The sequence below is a fragment of the Lysobacter sp. N42 genome (assembly GCF_004344885.1).
In genome coordinates this window covers 1-20,182 of the sequence record NZ_SKFB01000047.1, presented here as the reverse complement: position 1 = coordinate 20,182, position 20,182 = coordinate 1, and the positions used below count along the sequence as shown (strand labels likewise).

Genomic DNA, 20,182 nt, shown 5'->3' with positions numbered 1-20,182 from the left:
GGCGGCCGGCGCGCCGGCGCGGGCGGGCGCGCAGGCCGCCAGGCAGGCGGCCAGCAGCGCGAGGGCGAGGGATCGGGCGGGGTGCGGCTTCATGGCGTCTCCTGGGGCCGGGTACGCGATCGAACGCACGAGGGCGCCGAACAGGGTTGCCGGAAACACGACGCCCCGCGCGAGGGCGGGGCGTCGGGGGCGATCAGGCCACCTGCAGGATGCGCAGCGGGTTCTCCCACTCGCGCAGCAGCTCGGCCTCGCGGGCCTTGGCCTTTGCCAGGTGCGCTTCCTTGACGTGCCCGTAGCCGCGGATGTGCTCGGGGACCGAGGCGATCTGCGCGGCGAGGTCCACGTTGCCTGCGTCGAGCTTGGGCAGCAGCGACTCGACCGTGCGGAAGTAGTCCTCGATCAGGCGGCGCTCGGTGCGGCGCTCGTGCGTGCGGCCGAAGACGTCGAGCGCCGTGCCGCGCAGGAACTTCAGCTTCGCCAGCACGCGGAACGCGGTGAAGACCCACGGGCCATAGGCCTTCTTCACTCCGCGGCCCGAAGCATCCTTCATCGACAGTGTCGGCGGCGCGAGGTGGAAGCGCAGCTTGAAGTCACCTTCGAACTGCTCAGCGATGCGGCGCTCGAACTCGCCGCTGGTGTACAGGCGCGCGACCTCGTACTCGTCCTTGTAGGCCATCAGCTTGAAGGCATAACGCGCAACCGCCTCGGTGAGGTCGGTGCTGCCCGGGGCCTTCGCCTCCTCCACGCCGCGCACCTTCGCCACGAAGTCGGCATAGCGCTTTGCATAGGCGGCGTTCTGGTAGTCGGTGAGGAAGGCCACGCGGCGGGCGATCACCTCGTCCAGCGAGCGCGACAGGCGCGCGTCGTCGAGCGGCATCGCGATCACGTTGTCGTCGCCGTGCGAGGGCACGTGGCGCAGGTCATCCTGCACCGGCATCGCGCGCGGGATGCTCGGGCCGCCCGCCTCGTGGCCTTCCCACTGCGCGGGCGGAAGCATCGGCAGGACGTGCGGCGTGGCTTCGGCGGCGGTGCGGCGGTTCGTCGTCAGGCCCGCGGCCTCGGCGACCGCGGCCGGGTCGATCGCGGCCAGGCGCCCCCAGGCGAACGCGGTCTTGTTCATCTCGACCGCCGCGCCGTTGAGCTCCACCGCGCGCATCAGCGCATCGAAGGAAATCGGCACCAGCCCGCGCTGCCAGGCGTAGCCGAGCATGAAGAGGTTGGTGGCGATGGCGTCGCCCAGCAGCGCGGTGGCCAGCTGCGTGGCGTCGACGAGGTCGGGCTCGCGGCCGTCGAGCGCGCGGCGCACCGCGTCCACGATGTCGGCGGCGGGGAAGTCCATGTCCGGGCGCGTGGTGAACGTGCCGGGCATCGCCTCGTAGCTGTTGAGCACCACGCTGCTGCGGCCGGCGCGGATCTTCGACAGCGCCCAGTAGTCGTTGACCACCACCATGTCACAGCCGAGCACGAGGTCGGCCTCGCCCGCGGCGATACGCACGGCGTGGATGTCGGACGGTGCGTTCGCGATGCGGATGTGCGTGGTGACCGCGCCGCCCTTCTGGGCGAGGCCGGTCTGGTCGAGGACCGACGCGCCCTTGCCCTCGAGGTGCCCGGCCATGCCGAGCAGCGCACCGATCGTGACCACGCCCGTGCCACCGACGCCGGTGATCAGGATGTTCCAGGGCCTGTCGAGCGTGGGCAGCTGCGGCATCGGCAGATCGCTCAAACGATCCTTCGCGTTCGAGCCCTTCTTCCTGCGCAGCGTGCCGCCTTCCACCGTCACGAAGCTCGGGCAGAAGCCCTCCGTGCAGGAGAAGTCCTTGTTGCAGTTGCTCTGGTCGATCTCGCGCTTGCGGCCGAACTCGGTCTCCTTCGGCAGCACGGAGACGCAGAAGGACTTCTTGCCGCAGTCGCCGCAGCCTTCGCAGACCAGCGAGTTCACGACCACCCGCTTGGCCGGGTCGACCATCTTCCCGCGCTTGCGGCGACGGCGCTTCTCGGTGGCGCAGGTCTGGTCGTAGATCAGCACGCTCACGCCCTTGACCTCGCGCAGGCGGCGCTGCACGGCGTCGAGCTCGCGGCGGTCGAGGAACTCGACGCCCGCCGGGAAGATCGACTTGTCGCTCCACTTTTCGATGTCGTCGGAGAGCAGCACGATCGTCTGCACGCCTTCCGAACGCACCTGGTGCGCGATCTGCGGCACGCTCAGCTGCCCGTCGACCGGCTGGCCGCCCGTCATCGCGACCGCGTCGTTGTAGAGGATCTTGTAGGTGATGTTGACGCCAGCGGCGATGGCCTGGCGGATCGCCAGCGAGCCGCTGTGGAAATAGGTGCCGTCGCCGAGGTTCTGGAAGACGTGCTCCGTCTCCGTAAACGGCGCCTGGCCCGCCCACGTCACGCCTTCGCCGCCCATGTGCGTGAAGGTGTCGGTGTTGCGGTCCATCCACGTGACCATGTAGTGGCAGCCGATGCCCGCGAGCGCGCGCGAGCCGTCGGGCACCACGGTGGACGTGTTGTGCGGGCAGCCCGAGCAGTAGTGCGGCACGCGCGGGAAGGCCGCGCGCGGCAGCGCGAGCTCGGACTCCTTCTGTTCCATCCAGGCCAGCACGTCGCGGATGTGCGAGGAGTCGTGGAAGCGCTGGATGCGGCGCGCGATGACCTTCGCGATGCGCGCGGGGGTGAGCTCGGAGGTGGACGGCAGGATCCACTCGCCGCTCTCATCAAACTTGCCGACGACCGACGGGCGCTCGGCCCAGTTGTACATCTGCTCCTTCATCTGGCTCTCGATGAAGGACAGCTTCTCCTCGACGACGAGGATGTCCGACAGGCCGTGCGCGAAGGCGCGCAGGCCCATCGGCTCCAGCGGCCAGGTCATGCCGACCTTGTAGATGCGGATGCCCAGGCTCGCGCATTCGCGCGCATCGAGGCCCAGGTATTCCAGCGCCTGCAGCACGTCCAGATACGACTTGCCGGTAGTGATGATGCCCAGTCGCGCATTCGGCGAATCGATGACGACGCGATCGAGCTTGTTGGCGCGTGCGAAGGCCTGCGCGGCCTTGACCGCGTACTGGTGCAGGCGCATCTCCTGCTCCAGCGGCGGATCGGGCCAGCGGATGTTGAGGCCGCCCGCGGGCATGTCGAAGTCCTCGGGCATCACGATGTCGAGCGCGAGCGGGTTCGCATCGACCGAGGCCGACGACTCCACCGTCTCCGCGATCGTCTTGAAGCCGACCCAGCGGCCCGTGTAACGCGACATCGCCCAGCCGAGCAGGCCCATGTCGAGGATGTCCTGCACGCCGGCCGGGTTGAGTACCGGCATCAGCGCGGAGACGAACTCGTGCTCGGAGCCGTGCGGTAGCGTGGAGCTGCGGCAGGCGTGGTCGTCGGCCGCGAGCGCGAGCACGCCACCGAACTTCGACGTGCCGGCGGCGTTCGCATGCTTGAAGACGTCACCGCAGCGGTCCACGCCCGGGCCCTTGCCGTACCACATGCCGAACACGCCATCGACCTTCGAGCCGGGGAACAGCGTGGTCTGCTGCGTGCCCCAGACCATGGTCGCGCCGAGGTCCTCGTTGAGGCCCGGGGTGAACTTCACGCCGGCCTCGGCCAGGTGCTTCTTCGCCTTCCACAGCTCCAGGTCGAAGCCGCCCAGGGGCGAGCCGCGGTAGCCGGAGACGAAGCCGCCGGTGTTCAGGCCGGCGGCCTGGTCGCGCAGGCGCTGCATGATCGGCAGGCGCACGAGCGCCTGCACGCCGGACAGGTAGATCCGGCCCTGCACGCGCGCGTACTTGTGGTCGAGCGTGTAGTCGGGATCGACCACCGAGCGCGTGAGGCCGGTGCCGGCCGAGGCCGGGGAGGTGAGTTCGGCGGTGCTGGACATGCGGCAGGCTCCGGCGCGGCCCCGTCGGGCCGCGGGATGGGGTCGGAATCGGGGACGCGCGGCGCGCCGGGGCGCAATTCGCGGGGCGCGGATTCTAGCAGCCGGACCCTACGCGGCCCCTGCGCCGGCGTATGGTGCGCGCCTCAGGCCTCGGTCGACGGCGAGCGGCCCGGGCTCGCTGGAGGACGCGCAATGGGTGTCGACGAACTCGAGCATGGCGGCCTCCGGGCAGGCCCAGACTTGCGCATGGGCCCCTCACGCGCGGTGAATACCGGTCGCGCGAGGCTCTCGCCCGCCGGGCTGCGGTCGTGCTCCCGGCGCGATGCCCGTGCGCCACGGCGTGCCTGGAGGATCGACGATGCTTCGACTGCTCGGCCTGTCCTGCGCGGCGGCACTGGCTGCCTGCGCCCTTCCCACCGCGCCGGAGCCGGATCCGGGCGCGGCGGGCACCGCTTCGCTCGCGCCGGCCCTTGCCCCGGCGCAGTCGCAGGCCGCCGAGCCCGCGCCGCCGATGTCGGGGCCGCATCCCCCGCTGGAGGCGGTGTCCGAGCCCGCGCCTTTCACCCCCCAGGCGCTTGCCAGCTTCGACGAGCCCTGGGCCATGGCCTTCCTGCCGGATGGCCGGGCGCTGGTCACCCAGAAGAAGGGCCAGCTCAGGCTGGTGACGGTCTCCGGCTCGGCCGCCACCAGCGTGGACGTGGGCGGCGTGCCGGCGGTGGCCTACGGCGGGCAGGGCGGGCTCGGTGACGTCGTGCTGCATCCGCAGTTCGCATCCAATCGCTGGATCTACCTCAGTTACGCGGAGGCCGGGCCGAACAGCACGCGCGGCGCGGTGGTCGCGCGCTACCGCCTCGACACCTCCGCCGGCGGCGCCACGCTGTCGGACCGCCGCCTGATCTGGACGCAGTCCCCGAAGGTCACCGGCGAGGGCCACTACGGCCACCGCCTGGCCTTCGGCCCCGACGGCCTGCTCTGGATCACCTCGGGCGACCGCCAGAAGTTCGATCCCGCGCAGGACCTGTCGACCAACCTGGGCAAGGTCGTCCGGCTGCGTGACGACGGCTCCATCCCGCCCGACAACCCCTTCGCCGAGGCCGGCGGCGTGCGCGCGCAGATCTGGTCCTGGGGCCACCGCAATCCGCTGGGCATCGCCTTCGACGCCGCCGGCCAGCTCTGGACCCACGAGATGGGCCCGCAGGGCGGTGACGAGCTCAACCTGATCGAGAAGGGCGCCAACTACGGCTGGCCGCTGGTCTCCAACGGCAGCCACTACGGCGGCGCCGACATCCCCGACCACGTCACCCGCCCCGACCTCAACCCGCCCGAGATCACCTGGACTCCGGTGATCGCGCCGGCCGGCCTGGTCATCTATTCGGGCGACCGCTTCCCGCAGTGGCGCGGCCACGGCCTGATCGGCGGGCTGGCCTCGCAGGCGCTGGTGAGGGTGGAGTTCCACCGGAACATCGCCCGCGAGGTGGCGCGCTACCCCATGGGCCGGCGCATCCGCGAGGTCGAGCAGGGGCCGGGCGGCGAGGTCTACGTGCTCGAGGACGGCGCGGGCGGGCGGCTCCTGAGGCTGGTCCCCAAGCCGTAGCCCGGGCCACCCGCCTGCCCGGCCCGGCCGGGCCAGGCAGGCGCTGGCACCGTGCTTGCTTGCCTGCGGGTACGGCGCGCGGTGGAAGGGGAGCCCGCGGCCGTCCCCCGATGCCAGACGCCCCTGCAGGAACCGCTGTCCCATGAAGAGCCGTGTCTTGATCGCCGCCGCGCTGCTCGCGGTGGCCGGTGCCGTTTCGGGTCAGGAAATGCCCCGTCCGGTCGAGTTCTACTTCGATGCCGACGCCTCCGCCCTGCGTCCCGTGCTGGCGCTCAAGGACCGCAGCGATGCCGCCGTCGAGCGGCTGATGCGCCGCGTCGAACGCAGCCCCGACGCCGCCCTCGAGACCGCGCAGCTGGCCCACTACGCGATGGAATCGGGGCGGCATGACCTCGGTCGCAGCCTCTACGCGCGTGCCCTGGCGGGCCTGGGCACCAACGACGGGAAGTGGCGCCCGGTGAAGTGGACCTACGGCTGGGACCTCTACCGCGCCGGCGACGCCGCCGCTGCGCTGGCCCAGTGGCGCGAGCTGGCCACCCGCGGCGTGGCCGGCAGCTGGATGCCGCCCACCTTCGCCATCGCCCTGTGGAAGCTCGGCCGCCGTGACGAGGCGGTGCGCTGGTACGCCGCCGCGGTGCGCACCGAGCCGGGCCAGTGGTCCACCGCCGACCGCCACGCGCAGCTGCTGCCGCAGTGGCGGGAGGACGAGCGCGCCCTGCTGGCCGAAGTGCAGGCGGCCTGGGCGGCGAACCCGCCGGCCTGGCCCTAAGTCGTCACGGCGCCCGGCCACCGCGCCGGGCGCTGCCGGCCACGACGCGCCCTCCACGGGCGCTTGCTAGATTGCGGGCCGCTTCGCTGTTCAGGAACGACCCGTGCGCCTGCTGCTCCTCGCGGCCCTGCTGATCCCGACGCTCGCCGCCGCGCAGGCGCAGACCCCGGCCCCGCCGCCCCCCGCGGAGCCCGCGCGGCCCGACATCGAGTTCGCGGCCACGGTGCAGATGGAGTCCATCGGGTTCGGATCCGCGCCGCGGGCGCAGGTGCGCTTCCGCGGCGGCCCGCGCCTGGACACCCGCCACGACGTCGAGCGCGAGGGCCTGCCCCGGCCCGTGGCCGCCGGCCGCACCTACCGCGACGTGACCGTGCACACCACGATCAGCGCCACGCTGCTCGACCCGGCGCTGGAGGCGCGCGTCGACACCGCGGCCGGCGCCCCCATTCCTGCCTCCCCCCCGAACGACGAGGACCTCCCATGACCCATGCCCCGCGCGCGCTCGCCTGCGCCCTGCTGCTCGCCCTCGGCCCCGCCGCATTCGCGCAGTCCACGACGCCGCCCGCGACGGGCCCGGTCACCCCGGTCGACCGCAACGTGCCGCCCGTGGGCCGCGCGACCGCCCCGGCCACCGCCACCGGCTACCGCAGCGCCATCCCGGGCGACCAGCCCGACGTCTTCCTCGACGTGCCCAACCTGTCGGTCGACGAGATCAAGCTCGACGTGCAGAACCTCGAGGCGCACATCGCGCTCAACGCGCGGCTGGCGAACCTGCTCTCGCTCAATGCCGGCGCGGATGTCGGCATCGAGCGCGTCAACATCCAGATCAAGGGCGTGAAGGCCCAGGCGCAGCTGATCGTGCGCCTGGACAACGTGGCGGCCATCATCGACCGCACGCTGACCACCATCGACCGCAACCCGCAGATCCTCACCCGCCTGCTCGACTCGGTGGACCGCACCGTCGGCACCGTGGGCGGCGTGGCCAACACGGCGATCCAGCCCGGTGGCGTGGTCGACCGCACCGTGGGCACGGTGGGCAACGTGGCCAATACCGCGATCCAGCCGGGCGGGGTGGTCGACCGCACCGTGGGCACGGTCGGCGGCGTCGCCAACAATGCCGTGGGCACCGTCGGCAACGTCGCCGGCGAAGCCCTCAAGCCGGGCAGCGTGCTGTCGTCGACGGTCAACTCGCTGGGCCAGACCGTGCAGCGCGTGGTCGACGCCTCGGGCAACATCGTCGAGCGCACGCTCGATACCAGCGGCAAGGTGCTCAGCTCGCGCGTGGTGCAGAAGGCCGGCTCGCGCTGAGCCCTGGCGGCATCGCCGCGGCGACGGCGGACGGCGGCGCGGAGTCGGGGGATTCCGCGCCGCTTCCGTATGCGGGCCATGGCGGCGCCACTTCTCCTGCGGGCAGGCCGTGTATTCCCGCAGGAGCACGACGGGGCCGCATCGCGCCGCGACGCCTGATCGGAAGCGTACGGCCACCCCGGGCGCCGGCGTATGGATGCGGCCCCGGCGCGCGGAAGGCAGACTCGGGGATCCGCCGTCGCCCCTGCCGTCCATGCTCCGACCCCTCGCCATCGCCCTGCTCGCCACCGCCCTCGCCGGCGCCGCGCAGGTCCACGCCGCCGACCGCGTCACCGGCCGGCCCTTCGCCACCCGCAGCGAGGTCTATGCCCCGCACGCGATGGCCGCCACCTCGCATCCGCTGGCCACGCAGATCGCGCTGGACGTGATGAAGGGCGGTGGCAGCGCGGTCGACGCCGCCATCGCCGCCAATGCCGCGCTCGGCCTGATGGAGCCCACAGGCAACGGCATCGGCGGCGACCTGTTCGCCATCGTCTGGGAGCCGAGAACGAAGAAGCTGCACGGCTACAACGGCTCGGGCCGCTCGCCCAGGGCGCTCACGCTGGCCGAGTTCCGGCGCCGGGGCCTCACCGACGTGCCCGCGCACGGCCCGCTGCCCGTCACCGTGCCCGGCACCGTCGACGCCTGGTTCGCCCTGCACCAGCGCTTCGGCCGCCGGCCCATGGCCGACAACCTGGCGCCCGCCATCCGCTACGCGCGCGAAGGCCATCCGGTGCACGAGGTCATCGCCTACTACTGGGGGCGCAGCGTGCCCACGCTGTCGAAGTGGCCGGGCTTCGCCGAGCAGTTCACGTTGCCCTGCGCGTCGGGCGACGCCGCGTGCACCGGCGGCCGTCGCGCCCCGCGCACCGGCGAGACGTGGAAGAACCCGAACCTCGCGAACACGCTGGAGGCGATCGCGCGCGGCGGGCGCGACGCCTTCTACGCCGGCGACATCGCGCGCGGCATCGACGCCTACTTCCGTGCGAACGACGGCTTCCTGCGCTACGAGGACCTGGCCGCGCACCGCGGCGAATGGGTCGAGCCCGTCAGCACCAACTACCGCGGCTACGACGTCTGGGAGCTGCCGCCCAACGGGCAGGGCATCGCCGCGCTGCAGATCCTCAACCTGCTCGAGCCCTACGACCTCAAGCGCTACGGCTTCGGCAGCCCCGAGCACGTGCACCTGTTCACCGAGGCCAAGAAGATCGCCTTCGCCGACCGCGCCGCCTCGTATGCCGACCCGGAGTACTACCGCACGTCGGTGGCCAAGCTGATCTCCAAGGCCTACGCCCGCGAGCGCGGAAAGCTGATCTCGATGGACCGCGCGGCGAAGGCCGTGGAGCCGGGCGTGATCCCCGAGCTCAACGAGGGCGACACCATCTACCTGACGGTGGCCGACCGCGAGGGCATGATGGTCTCGCTGATCCAGTCCAACTACCGCGGCATGGGCAGCGGCATGGCACCGCCCGGCCTGGGCTTCATCTTCCAGGACCGCGGCGAGCAGTTCGTGCTCAGGGAAGGCCACCCCAACAGCTTCGCGCCCGGCAAGCGCCCCTTCCACACCATCATCCCCGCGTTCGTGACGAAGGACGGCAAGCCCTGGCTGAGCTTCGGCGTGATGGGCGGCGCGATGCAGCCGCAGGGCCATGCGCAGATCCTCATCAACCTCATCGACTTCGGCATGAACCTGCAGGAAGCCGGCGACGCCCCGCGCATCCAGCACGACGGTTCCACCGAGCCCGCCGGACAGGCCGCCGCGATGACCGATGGCGGCGAGCTCGACCTGGAAACCGGCTTCCCGTACGAAACGATCCGCGCGCTGATGCGCAAGGGCCACTCCGTGCGTTTCGCCGACGGCCCCTATGGCGGCTACCAGGCCGTCATGGTGAACCCCAACGGCGGATACGTCGGCGCGAGCGAGTCGCGCAAGGATGGGCAGGCGGCGGGGTATTGAGGACGCGTGGCCGGGTCGACGGGGTCCCCGGGAGGCATCGTGGGAGCGGGCGGGATCCCGGCCCGCCCTACACGCGGGGACGCGCGCACATGACCGCCACCATGCCGCAGGACGAAGGCGAGCGCTCGGGGCGCGCGGTGCGGTGGATGCTTGGCGCCGCCGGTCTTGCCGCCGTGTTCGTCGCGGGGCTGCTGCTAGTCGATCGCACCGCTCCGCCGGGCGTCAGGGAAGGCTCCGTGGCAGCGGAGCGGTCCTCGCCGGGCGCGGCGGCGGAGCCCGCCCGATCCCGTGGCACATCCCGCACGGGCCGGACGGGCGAGCAGGCCGACGCGGCGGCGTCCCGCGAGGACGCCGTGCGCGCGGCCGCCGAGGAGCGCCATCTGCGTGGGCTGCTGCACGAGCCCGACCCACGCCGGCGGCTCGTGGCGATGTACCTGCTGGCGGCGAAGGCACCTGACGTCGCCACGCGCCGGCGCATGCGCGCGGCGATCGCCCGCCTGCGCGAGGAGGCGCCGGAGGATGCGCTGATCGCACAGGCGCAGGAGTGGCTCTGCGGTGACCGTCGCGATCCGTGTTCGGACGCCGACCGCGGCGCGTGGATGGCGCTCGAGCCCGGCAACGCGGCCAGCCATCTCGGCCCTTTGCGCGCCGCCGAAGGCGATCCCGCGCGGCAGGACGCGGCGCTGCGGCGCATGGCGCAGGCCGGGCACTACGAATCGCATGCCCACGCGCTGGCACTGGAGACGGTGGCCGCCTTCGACGACTACCAGCCGCCACCGCCCGGCCCGGTGGAGCAGCGCTTCCTGCGCGGGCTGGGCCTGGGCGAAGGCCCCGTGACGCGCCGGCAAGTGGCAGCGGCCAACCATGCTTGGGCGATGCCCATGCCATCGCTCTCCGGCATCAGTCGCGCCTGTCGCCCGCCTTTGCCGACGGCGCGGGCCCGCGACTGCCGCACGGTGCTGCGGCGCATGGCCAGCGCGACCACGTCGATCGAACGCATGGTCGCGCTGTCCGGGCTGGAGCGGCTCAGCCGTGGCACGCCGGAGCATGCGTACTGGGCAGCCGCGTCGCGCCGGCAGCGCTGGCAGGGCCAGCAGTTCGCGTCGATCATCACCGACGCCGGCTACTGGGCCGATTTCCTCCGGTATGGCGAGGTCGAAGCCATCCAGCGCGGCCTGGTGCGTGCGGGGCGCCCACTCGACCCGCCGCCGGGCTGGCGCGCAGCGGGAGGCTGAGCGCTGCGCGCCGGGCACGTGCTTCGGTCACGCGAGCGTCGTTCGGTCGAAGTCGCGTGAATCCGTACGTGCCGACCGCGCAGCAGCGGGCTTTCGCAGGCACCCGAGCGTCCGCGGGGTGCGCGACCCCGCACGGGGCCGCCATGGGTCGTCGATGGCGGCGCTCATCCGATGATGTGCAGCAGTGGCTGTTCATCGCATGAAGCCGGTACCGTGCATGGGTGTCCGCATGGACACGCTGCGTTGCCGTGCGTCGCAGCGCTCAACCGAACGCATGCAGCAACCGCTCGCCTTCGTTCGATGCCAGCACCACGCAGGCTCCGCGCCCGGAGCGCTGGTGGAATTCGAACGCCAGGCTTTCGGCGGCCTTCGCCGCCCAGTCGATGCTGTCGAAGAGCTCGCCCGGCCAACCCGGGCGCTTGAGCAGCCAGCCGTCCTCGCTGGGATGCACGGTGATGCGGTGCATGGGGCGTATCCGTCGTCCAGTGACGGTGCACAGCGTCCGCGATGCGGCGCGGACGCTGGATCGGACGGGGGCGGTGCGGCGTGTCGGATTAGTGCCCGCCGCGGCGGATTCCCGACCGTGCCCGCAGAGCGCATGCGGGGCGCGAGCGCAGCGCTCCACCGCGTCGGGGAGCGTGGCACCACTCGGCGCGCAGGCGGGACGCCGGGTTCGCGGCCGACCCCGCAAGCGGCGGTGCGTGCGGGATCGACCCGCTTCGCGACCCGGGCACGTGGCGCGGCGCGCTCACCCGGCAGGCGCGCCGGTATGGGGGGCGGGCAGGGGCCTCAATCCGCCGGCACCGTCCGCTCGCGCGCCCACTCCCGCAGGGCCGCCACGCGCTCGGCCATCACCACCGACAGCGGGCGCGTGGCCTTGAGCTCCGCGCGCAGGCCGCAGTCCGACAGCGGGGCGCCGCCAGCATGGGCGGCGTACAGGCCGGACACGATGGCCTGCTCGATCTCGGCGCCGGAGAAGCCGTCGCTTGCCGCGGCCAGTGCGGCGGTGTCGAACGCGGACGGATCGAGGCCACGCTTTTTCAGGTGCAGCGCGAACAGCTGCGCACGGGTGGCGGCGTCGGGCAGGTCGACGAAGAAGATCTCGTCGAAGCGGCCCTTGCGCAGCAGCTCCGGCGGCAGCGCGTCGATCTGGTTGGCGGTGGCGACGAGGAACACGCGCGAGCGGCGCTCGGCCATCCAGGTCAGCAGGAAGCCGAGCACGCGCCGCGAAACCCCGCCGTCGCCATTGCCCTCGTCGGTGGACAGCCCCTTCTCGATCTCGTCGATCCACAGCACGCAGGGTTCGAGCTGCTCGACCGACTCCAGCGCCACGCGCAGGTTCTTCTCGGTCTCGCCGTGGAACTTGTCGTAGAGCGTGCCGAAGTCCAGCCGCACCAGCGGCACGCCCAGGCCCGCCGCCACCGCCTTGGCCAGCATGGACTTGCCGCAGCCCTGCACGCCCAGCAGCAGCATGCCCTTGGGCGGGTCCAGGCCCGGCGGCGGCTCGGCGGCGAGGAACACGCCGCGGCGCTGCTCGACCCAGCGCTTGAGGCGGCGCGCGCCGGCCACGTCGTCCAGCTGCACGTTGTCGAACTCGTAGTGCAGGTGGCCGGAGCGGTTGAGCAGCTCGAACTTGAGCTTCGCCAGGCGCGGCACGTCGTCCATGCCCAGCGCGCCGTCGGCGAAGATCAGCTGGCGCGCGATGCGGCGCACGTCCACCGGGTCCAGCCCGCGCAGGTTGCGCACGATCTGCTGCACGGCCTCGGCGTCCACCGCCACCCGGCGGCCGCCGTGCTCGCGTGCGTAGTGCTCGGCCTCCTCGCGCACGATCTTCAGCCGCGCGTTCGCGTCCGGCAGCTTCGGGCGCACGCGCACCGCCAGCGATTCGATGTCCGCCGGCAGCTCGATGGAGTGGCCGATGAGCACCAGCACGTGCGGCTGGCAGTCGCGCCGGGCGATGAGGTCGCGCAGCATGCGCTGGCTGCCGGCGTAGCCGAGGTAGGGGTGCATGTCGAACAGCAGGTAGACGCCGCGCTGTCCGGCGTCGCGGATCGCCTGGAAGGTGTGGGTGGCGTCGGGCGCGACGTGCGGCGGGTCCTCGCGGTCCATGTCCAGCCGGCGCAGGCCTTCGGTGATCGACCAGCGGTAGAGCTCGCGCCATGTCTGCATCAGCGCTTGCCGGAACAGGTCGACCACGCGGCTTTCGTCCCGCGTCTCGATCACGATCAACGGGGTGTTCGCGCGGATCAGCGCGACGAGGTCCTGCAGTTCGCTCATGCATGCGGCCCGGGGTGGAGCGCCGATGATACGGGCGGCCCTCACCGCCGCCCCGCACGGCCGGTGTAGGCTCGGCCGACGGACCTTGCGGAGGCGGCCTGTGAAGACGGTGCTGGTGGCGAGTTCGAAGGGCGGGGTGGGCAAGACGACGATCGCGACGCACCTGGCCGCGCGTTCGGCGCTGGACGGGGCGCGCACGGTGCTGGTGGACGCCGACCCGCAGCGCTCCTCCATGCGCTGGGCCGAGCGCCGCGCCGCGCTGGAGACGGCGGTGCTGCCGCTGGACGGCACGCGCCGTGGCTGGGACCAGCGCCTGCCCGGCGACGCCGACGCGGTGGTGGTCGACGCCGCCGCCGGCGCGATGGCGCGCGACCTCGACGTCTTCCTCGAGGCCGCCGACGCGGTCGTGGTGCCGACCACCGCCTCCACGCTGGACCTCGACGCCACCGTCGCCTTCCTCGACTCGCTGGCCCAGCACCCGCGGCTCCGCCGGGGCGAGCTGCGCGTGGGGCTGGTGGCCAACCGGCTGAAATCCAATACGGTGAGCGCGCAGCAGGCCATCGGGCTGCTGGCGCGCTGGCCCTATCCGCTGCTGGCGCAACTGCGCGACAGCCAGGCCTACGTGGTGCTCACCGCCATGGGCAAGAGCCTGTTCGACTACGGCTCGGCCAACGTGCGCGAGCACCAGGCGGACTGGGCGCCGCTGATGAAGTGGTTGAAGAAGGCGTGATGCGCGACGGGTGATTCGTGCTGGGCGCCGCTAGCAGCGATACCGCAACTGGGCGACCAGCACGCCGCCCACACGCCCTCGAACCGAGCATCCGCTGGCAGCCGGCTGCACCGTAGCCCCGAGCCCCAAACCCCGAATCCCGAATCCCGACTCACCCATCACGGACCCCCAATGCGCCAGCTCATCCTGCTCCGCCATGCCCATGCCGAATCGCCCGCGCCCGGGCAGGCCGATGCCGACCGCGCGCTCTCGGCCGAGGGCCAGGCGGCGGCGGAGGCGGTGGGGCGCTGGCTGCTGGAGCAGGGCCTGTCCCCCGACTGCGTGCTCTGCTCGCCCGCACGCCGCACCCGGCAGACCCTGGAGGCCGTGCTTGGCGTGATCGGCTACGTCGACCAGCGCCTGGAGCCGGACATCTACGAGGCCACGCCCGGCGCGCTGATCGCGCTGGCCGACCGCCACTGCGACACCGGCCGGCTGATGATCGTCGGCCACAACCCCGGGCTGGAGCAGCTGGTCGCGCTGATGGAGAGCGGGCAGTCGGGCGACTACCGCGGCATGCCGCCGGCGGGCGTCGCGGTGCTGACGCTGCCGGCCGGCGCCGCGATCGAACCGGGCGTGGCCAGGCTCGCGCAGTTCTGGTGGCCGTGAGGGCGGCCGCCGGCCTCCTGCTGGCCACCGCGCTCGCCGCGCCCGTCGCGGCGCAGGACTTCGACACCAGCCGCAGCCGCATCGAGTTCGACGTGCGAACGCGCATGGGCATGCTGGTGCGCGGGCAGTTCCCGCGCCATGCCGGCCGAGTGGAAGCCCTGTCCGACGGCCGCCGCCGCGTGCACGTGCGGCTGTCGGCGGCCGACGTGGTCGTGGCCGGCCCCGCGCGCTACACCGCGCTTGCCCGCGGGCCGCAGCTGTTCGATGCCGCGAACCATCCGTGGATCGAATTCGTCTCCGATCCCTATCCCGCCGAACTCGCGCGCACCGGCGGCGCGCTGCCGGGCCGCCTGCGCCTGCGCGGCGTCGAGCGCGCCGAGCGCTTCGTGCTGGCGCCGGCGGCCTGCGCGCGACCGGGGCACGACTGCCCGGTGGTCGCGCAGGGGCGCGTGAGCCGCGATGATTACGGCCTCGATGGCTGGCGCTGGGCGCTGGCCGACCGTGTCCGCTTCCGCCTGCATGTCCTCTTCGCCGACTGACCGCCTCCGCCCCCTGCCGGCACGGCTGCTGGTCATGCTGCTGCTCGCGCTCGCATCGGCCGGCTGCGCCGGGCTGTCGCCACGCGAGGCGGTGCGGGTCGAGGCCGTCGTCGAGCAGGCCCGCCCCGCGGCACTGGACTGCGAGCGCCACGATGCCTGCGCGCGCCCCTCGCCGCTGCGCGAGCTGGCCGGCCGTGCGCATGCCGAGTCCACGCCGGAGGCGCCGCGCCACTACGCGCTGCTGCTGGACCGCGGCAGCGACGCGCTGCTGGCGCGCGTGGACCTGATCCGCAGCGCCACCACCGCCATCGACCTGCAGACCTACATCTTCGACGAGGACGACGCCGGCCGCTTCGTGCTGGAAGAGCTCATCGCCGCCGCGCGCCGTGGCGTGCGCGTGCGCCTGCTGATGGACCAGCTCTCGGCGCTGCGCCGCGTGGAGACGCTGGCCGCGCTGTCGGGCATCCACCGCAACCTGGAAGTGCGCGTCTACAACCCGGTGCTGGGCCGGGCGCGCATCAGCTATCCGCAGTACGTGCTGGCCGGGCTGTGCTGCTGGCGCGCGCTCAACCAGCGCATGCACAACAAGCTGCTGCTGATCGACGGCGCAGTGGGCATCACCGGCGGGCGCAACTACCAGGACGACTATTACGACTGGGACGCCGAGTACAACTTCCGCGACCGCGACCTGATGGTGGCCGGCCCCGAAGCGCGCGACATGGCCGCCGATTTCGAGCGCTACTGGACCGATCCCCGCGCCGTGCCGGTGCACCGGCTGCGCGACGTGGGCCGGCTGATCCTGCAGGCGGGCGTGCCCGCGCTGCCGCCGGCGGATTTCGCCGAGCCCGCCCGCGTGCAGGCCGCCAGCGCGCTGGCCGAGGATCCCGCGCTCGTGCAGGAAAGGCTGGTCGACCGCGTGCTGCCGGTGGGCGCCGTCGACTACATCGCCGACCCGCCGGGCAAGCGCGTGGCCGACGATGCGCTGTCGCCGGCCAGCCGCGCCCTGCGCGAACTCATCCTCTCGGCCGACAGGCGCGTGATGCTGCAAACGCCCTACCTCGTGCTCTCGGACCCGGCGCGCGCGATGTTCCGCGAGCTGCGCGCGCGCCCGGAGCCGCCGCGGGTGGTGGTGTCGACCAACTCGCTGGCCGCCACGGACGCCTTCATCGCCTACGCCCTGTCCTACAAGTACAAGCGCCGCTACCTGCGCGACCTGGGCTTCCACATCTACGAGTACAAGCCCTTCCCGCTGGATGCGCCCATCGACGTGGCCACCACCGGCGCCGTCGATCCCGCCGAGGTCGAGGGGCGGCCCGCGCCGGCGCAGCGCCCGCGGCTGCAGTACGACCGCCGCAGCGTCGTCGCCCGGCAGCAGGCGCGCATGGCCTACCGCCGCCCGCTGGAACGCGAGTTCGCGCCGCTGGCCTACGGCAGCCGTCGCGCCGTCTCGCCGGTGCCGCTCAAGCGCGCGGGCGTGCGCATGGGCATGCATGCCAAGTCGCTGGTGGTCGACGAGCAGGTCGGCGTGGTCGGCACGCACAACTTCGACCCGCGCGGCGATACCTACAACACCGAGGCCATGGTGGTGATCCGCGACCCCGCCTTCGCCCGCGAGCTGGCGGCCAGCATCGAGCGCGACATCGCCCCGGAGAACGCCTGGGTCATCGCCCCGCGCCGCAAGCCGCCGGTGCTGTCGGGGGTGAACTACTCGCTGGGCAAGGTCTCGGAGAAGCTGCCGCTGTTCGATTTCTGGCCCTGGCGCTACGCCACCAGCTACGAATTCCGCCCCTCGCCCGAGTGCCCGCAGCCGGTTCCGCCGGACCACCCGCGCTTCCATGCCTGCCACGAGGCGGTGGGCGACTTCCCCGAGGTCGCCCTGGGCTTCAAGGCGGTGCTCACCCGGATCGTCACCGCATTCGGAGCGGGCCTGGCGCCGATCCTCTAGCGACCCGCCGCCTGCACCGGCCGCGCGTGGCGTGGCCGGGCGAAAGACTTTCACGCCGGCTGGAAAGATTTTCCCGCCGCGGCGTGACGGGGTTCTCACTCCTCCGCAAATCGTTCACCCGGCACAACAAGCACTTAGCGCATCCCCACTGCGGGCTGAGCGCGCCGCCGGGGCTGGCACGGAACCTGCGACCGAGGGGCATGCGCACATCGCGCACCACCCTCCCCAAGGTTTTTCCGTGTCGACACACCAGGAGAACGGATATGCGTAAGACGCTCGTCACCACCGCGGTACTGCTGGCGCTCGGCCTCGCCGCCCCGGCGTTCGCCCAGGACATCACCGAGTCCTACAACAACAATTCGACCAACGACTCCTACAACGACAACTCCGACAACTCCGACAACTCGCTCGACCTCGACGTCGACGTTTCCGACTCGGGCAACAACAGCTCGACCAACGATTCCTGGAACGACAATTCGGACAATTCCGACAACTCGATCGACATCGCCGATTCGGGCAACGACAACTCGACCAACGGCTCGTACAACGACAACTCGGACAACTCGGACAACTCGCTGAACGTCGACATCGCCGACTCGTTCAACGACAACTCCGACAACTCGACGAACGACTCGTTCAACGACAACTCCGACAACTCGATCAACATCGCCGACTCGGGCAACGACAACTCCGACAACAGCTTCGCGGGCGCCGACAACATGGGCGTCGCCGCCAACAACGGCGGCACCGCCACGCAGACGACGACGGACTCGTTCAATTCCAACACCGTCGTCGCCACCACCGTGCTCGCCGGCGCGGTCACCGACAACTCGATCGGCGGATTCGGCAACGTGGCGATCGCCGGCAATGCCGGCGGCGGCAACGCGGGCGACAACCTCGGCTTCGCCAATGGCGATGGCGATGCGTCGGGTGACGGCGGCGCGGGCGGCGAAGGCGGCAGCAGCCCGGCCGACGCCGGCAGCTTCGATGCGTCCAACATGATGAGCGGCAGCGCCAATGCGGCCGCCGGCATCATGATGAACGCGCAGAACTCCGGTGCCTCCTCGCTGATCCAGCAGGGCGTGACCGTGCAGTCGAACCTGTCCGTGGGCGGTGGCGGCGGCGGCTGATCGCCGGCGAACGGGCGACGCGGCCACGTGCCGCGCCGCCTGGCGTGACCGTGCGGGCGTCCCTCCGGGGCGCTCGCCTCGTCCATCGGGCCGTCCCGGTGGGCCGCACGAGCAGGAGAGTCCCATGCGCTACCGAATCCATGCCGCCGCGCTGCTCGCGGCCGGCTTCCTACTTCCGGCGGCCGCCAGCGCGTCCGATGGCGGCATCGCCGTCGCCGGCACGCCGCAGGCGTACGCCAGCCTCGAACCGCTCGCGGCGGTCGAGTCCGCCGGCGCGGAGCCGGTGCCCGCCGCGGCGCAGGCGGCCGTACCCGACGCGCCGGCGAGCGCCGCGGGCTTCGGCACGGTGGTCGCGGCCGACCGCCTGGACGCCATGCGCGGCGGTGACGGCAATACCGACACCACCATCAACCGCGCGGACCTCCGCGGTAACGTGGACGGCAACACCGCGACCAACGTGGTGAGCGGCGACAACCGGGTGGCCGACGGTGCCTTCGGCAACGCGGCCGGCATCTCGACCGTCATCCAGAACAGCGGCAGCAACGTGCTTATACAGAACAGCACCATCGTCAACGTGCGCTTCGTGGATCCCACGCCATGAGGCGAGGGCTCGCACTGTTGCTGGCCTGCGCGTTCGCCGCGCCCGCCTCGGCGGGCTCGCTGGACGTGCGGGCGCCGGGCGCGAGCTATTCGCTGAAGGTCACCAGCCTGAAGGAAGCGCGCTTTCGCACCACCGTGCCGCAGCGCTACGACTTCTCCTGCGGCTCGGCGGCCACCGCCACGCTGCTGACCTGGCACTTCGGCCATCCCGTGACCGAGGGCGAGGTGTTCAAGGCCATGTACGAGACCGGCGACCAGGCCAAGATCCGCAAGCAGGGCTTCTCGCTGCTGGACATGCGCCGCTACCTGGCCTCGCAGGGCTACCAGGCCGACGGCTTCGAACTGCCGCTGGACAAGCTGGAAGAGGAGGGCGTGCCCGCGATCGTGCTGCTCAACGACCGCGGCTACCGCCACTTCGTGGTGGTCAAGGGCGTGCGCGACGGGCGTGTGCTGCTCGGCGACCCCGCACGCGGCACCCGGGCGATGTCGCGCGAAAAGTTCGAGTCCCTCTGGGACAACCGCGTGCTGTTCGTGGTGCACAACCGCCGCGAGCTGGCGCAGTTCAACCACGAGCGCGACTGGCGCACGGCGCCGGCCGCGCCGCTGCACGCCGGGATTTCCCGGCAGGGCCTGCGCGACGTGGTCATGCCGCGGCGCGGGCCGGGAGACATCTGATGCCACGCACCCACCGCACCCACCGCATCCTCCACCTGCTCGCCTGCCTGCTGCTGGGCTGCGCCCTGGCCGCCCCCGCCGGCGCCGCGGGCGGCAGCCTCGGCCCGGAATGGGCGCCCATCGACGTCGACCGCCTGGACGGCATGCGCGGCGGTTTCGTCGGGCCGCGCGGCTTCGTGGTGTCCTTCGGCATCGAGCGCGTGGTGAGCATCAACGGCGAGGTCGTCGCCTCCACCCGCCTGCAGATCCCCGACGTGACCCGCCTCACCGCCGAGCAGGCGCAGGCGCTGGCCAGCCTGCGCGACTCGCAGGTGATCCACGTCGGGGCCGGCACCCGCGTGGCGGGCGGCGCGCAGGCGCTGGTGATCCAGAACACGCTCGACGGGCAGACGATCTCTGCACGGACTTCACTCGACGTGAGCCTGAATACGCTCCAGCTCTACCGCGACACCCAGCTGGGCGCGCTGATCACCGGTGCGCTGACCGGCCGTGGGCCGTCGCTGTGACCGCAGGGACTCGCCCGTTGGGAGGACATTGATGACGCACCGCACGGGCAGGTCGCTCCTTGCCGCCGCGATCGCGCTGGCCATCGCCGGCCCGGTGCGCGCGCAGGAGGCCGGCGAGGCCGCGCGCCTGGACCAGCTCGAGAAGCTCGTGCAGGCGCAGGCGGCCGAGATGGCCGGCATGAAGCAGGCCCTGGCCGACCAGGCGCGCGAGGTCCAGGCCCTGCGCGAGGCCCTGCTGGAGGAGCGCCTGGACAGCGTGCGCGGGCTCGGCGGGGAATCCACGGCGCCGCCGGTCGCGCTGGGCCCGACCACGCTCTCGGCCGCGGCGCTGCCCACCGCGGCCGCGGGCGCCG

18 protein-coding genes are annotated in these 20,182 nt (G+C 72.3%); 15 read left to right on the top strand and 3 right to left on the bottom strand.

Annotation, left to right across the window (positions count from 1 at the left end):
• Positions 1 to 193 precede the first annotated feature (193 nt).
• On the bottom strand, positions 194 to 3,877 hold the full coding sequence (locus EYQ95_RS23665; RefSeq protein WP_132331236.1) for an indolepyruvate ferredoxin oxidoreductase family protein: 3,684 nt from the start codon (positions 3,875 to 3,877) through the stop codon (positions 194 to 196).
• 358 nt (positions 3,878 to 4,235) lie between these two features.
• On the opposite strand from EYQ95_RS23665, the gene EYQ95_RS23660 reads away from it, so the two are divergent.
• The 6 genes from EYQ95_RS23660 to EYQ95_RS23635 all read left to right on the top strand — a co-directional run bounded on the left by EYQ95_RS23660 (position 4,236) and on the right by EYQ95_RS23635 (position 10,779).
• Complete coding sequence (locus EYQ95_RS23660; protein ID WP_132331234.1) at positions 4,236 to 5,471, top strand: PQQ-dependent sugar dehydrogenase; 1,236 nt, start codon at positions 4,236 to 4,238, stop codon at positions 5,469 to 5,471.
• Between the two features lie 142 nt (positions 5,472 to 5,613).
• Complete coding sequence (locus EYQ95_RS23655; RefSeq protein WP_243700054.1) at positions 5,614 to 6,240, top strand: tetratricopeptide repeat protein; 627 nt, start codon at positions 5,614 to 5,616, stop codon at positions 6,238 to 6,240.
• 103 nt (positions 6,241 to 6,343) lie between these two features.
• Positions 6,344 to 6,724: a hypothetical protein gene (locus tag EYQ95_RS23650; protein ID WP_132331232.1), complete on the top strand. Its 381-nt coding sequence runs from the start codon at positions 6,344 to 6,346 to the stop codon at positions 6,722 to 6,724.
• A complete protein-coding gene (locus tag EYQ95_RS23645; protein WP_207916631.1) occupies positions 6,721 to 7,548 on the top strand; it encodes a hypothetical protein in 828 nt (275 codons plus the stop codon). Before EYQ95_RS23650 ends, EYQ95_RS23645 begins: the two co-directional genes overlap by 4 nt.
• Before the next feature lie 253 nt (positions 7,549 to 7,801).
• Entirely contained in the window at positions 7,802 to 9,544 is a 1,743-nt protein-coding gene (gene ggt, locus EYQ95_RS23640) for a gamma-glutamyltransferase (RefSeq protein WP_132331230.1), read from the top strand.
• A gap of 89 nt (positions 9,545 to 9,633) precedes the next feature.
• Positions 9,634 to 10,779 (top strand): hypothetical protein, encoded by a 1,146-nt coding sequence (locus tag EYQ95_RS23635; protein ID WP_132331228.1) that lies wholly within the window; start codon positions 9,634 to 9,636, stop codon positions 10,777 to 10,779.
• 262 nt (positions 10,780 to 11,041) lie between these two features.
• On the opposite strand, the gene EYQ95_RS23630 is transcribed toward EYQ95_RS23635, so the two are convergent.
• Both EYQ95_RS23630 and EYQ95_RS23625 read right to left on the bottom strand, forming a co-directional pair.
• A complete protein-coding gene (locus tag EYQ95_RS23630; protein ID WP_132331226.1) occupies positions 11,042 to 11,245 on the bottom strand; it encodes a hypothetical protein in 204 nt (67 codons plus the stop codon).
• Between the two features lie 323 nt (positions 11,246 to 11,568).
• Positions 11,569 to 13,056, bottom strand: coding sequence for an AAA family ATPase (locus EYQ95_RS23625; protein WP_132331224.1), 1,488 nt, complete (start codon positions 13,054 to 13,056; stop codon positions 11,569 to 11,571).
• Between the two features lie 100 nt (positions 13,057 to 13,156).
• Here EYQ95_RS23625 and EYQ95_RS23620 point away from each other — a divergent pair, with 100 nt between their 5' ends.
• The 9 genes from EYQ95_RS23620 to EYQ95_RS23580 form a co-directional block, all read left to right on the top strand.
• Positions 13,157 to 13,786 (top strand): ParA family protein, encoded by a 630-nt coding sequence (locus EYQ95_RS23620; RefSeq protein ID WP_132331222.1) that lies wholly within the window; start codon positions 13,157 to 13,159, stop codon positions 13,784 to 13,786.
• Positions 13,787 to 13,957: 171 nt separating this feature from the next.
• Entirely contained in the window at positions 13,958 to 14,434 is a 477-nt protein-coding gene (locus EYQ95_RS23615) for a histidine phosphatase family protein (RefSeq protein ID WP_132331220.1), read from the top strand.
• Complete coding sequence (locus EYQ95_RS23610) at positions 14,431 to 14,973, top strand: YceI family protein (protein ID WP_132331218.1); 543 nt, start codon at positions 14,431 to 14,433, stop codon at positions 14,971 to 14,973. The genes EYQ95_RS23615 and EYQ95_RS23610 overlap by 4 nt, the downstream gene beginning before the upstream one ends.
• 34 nt (positions 14,974 to 15,007) lie before the next feature.
• Positions 15,008 to 16,918, top strand: coding sequence for a phospholipase D family protein (locus EYQ95_RS23605; RefSeq protein ID WP_243700053.1), 1,911 nt, complete (start codon positions 15,008 to 15,010; stop codon positions 16,916 to 16,918).
• Between the two features lie 263 nt (positions 16,919 to 17,181).
• Positions 17,182 to 18,048 carry a hypothetical protein gene (locus EYQ95_RS23600; protein ID WP_207916628.1) on the top strand — a complete coding sequence of 289 codons (867 nt, stop codon included), beginning with the start codon at positions 17,182 to 17,184 and terminating at the stop codon, positions 18,046 to 18,048.
• A 124-nt stretch (positions 18,049 to 18,172) separates the two neighbouring features.
• The gene (locus EYQ95_RS23595; RefSeq protein WP_132331212.1) at positions 18,173 to 18,649 is read left to right on the top strand and encodes a hypothetical protein; all 477 of its coding nucleotides are present in this window, start codon (positions 18,173 to 18,175) and stop codon (positions 18,647 to 18,649) included.
• Positions 18,646 to 19,323, top strand: a complete 678-nt coding sequence (locus EYQ95_RS23590) for a C39 family peptidase (RefSeq protein ID WP_132331210.1) — start codon at positions 18,646 to 18,648, stop codon at positions 19,321 to 19,323. The genes EYQ95_RS23595 and EYQ95_RS23590 overlap by 4 nt, the downstream gene beginning before the upstream one ends.
• Positions 19,323 to 19,829: a hypothetical protein gene (locus EYQ95_RS23585; protein ID WP_132331208.1), complete on the top strand. Its 507-nt coding sequence runs from the start codon at positions 19,323 to 19,325 to the stop codon at positions 19,827 to 19,829. Before EYQ95_RS23590 ends, EYQ95_RS23585 begins: the two co-directional genes overlap by 1 nt.
• 31 nt (positions 19,830 to 19,860) lie before the next feature.
• On the top strand, positions 19,861 to 20,182 hold a 322-nt coding region (locus tag EYQ95_RS23580; RefSeq protein WP_132331206.1), incomplete at its 3' end, for a hypothetical protein.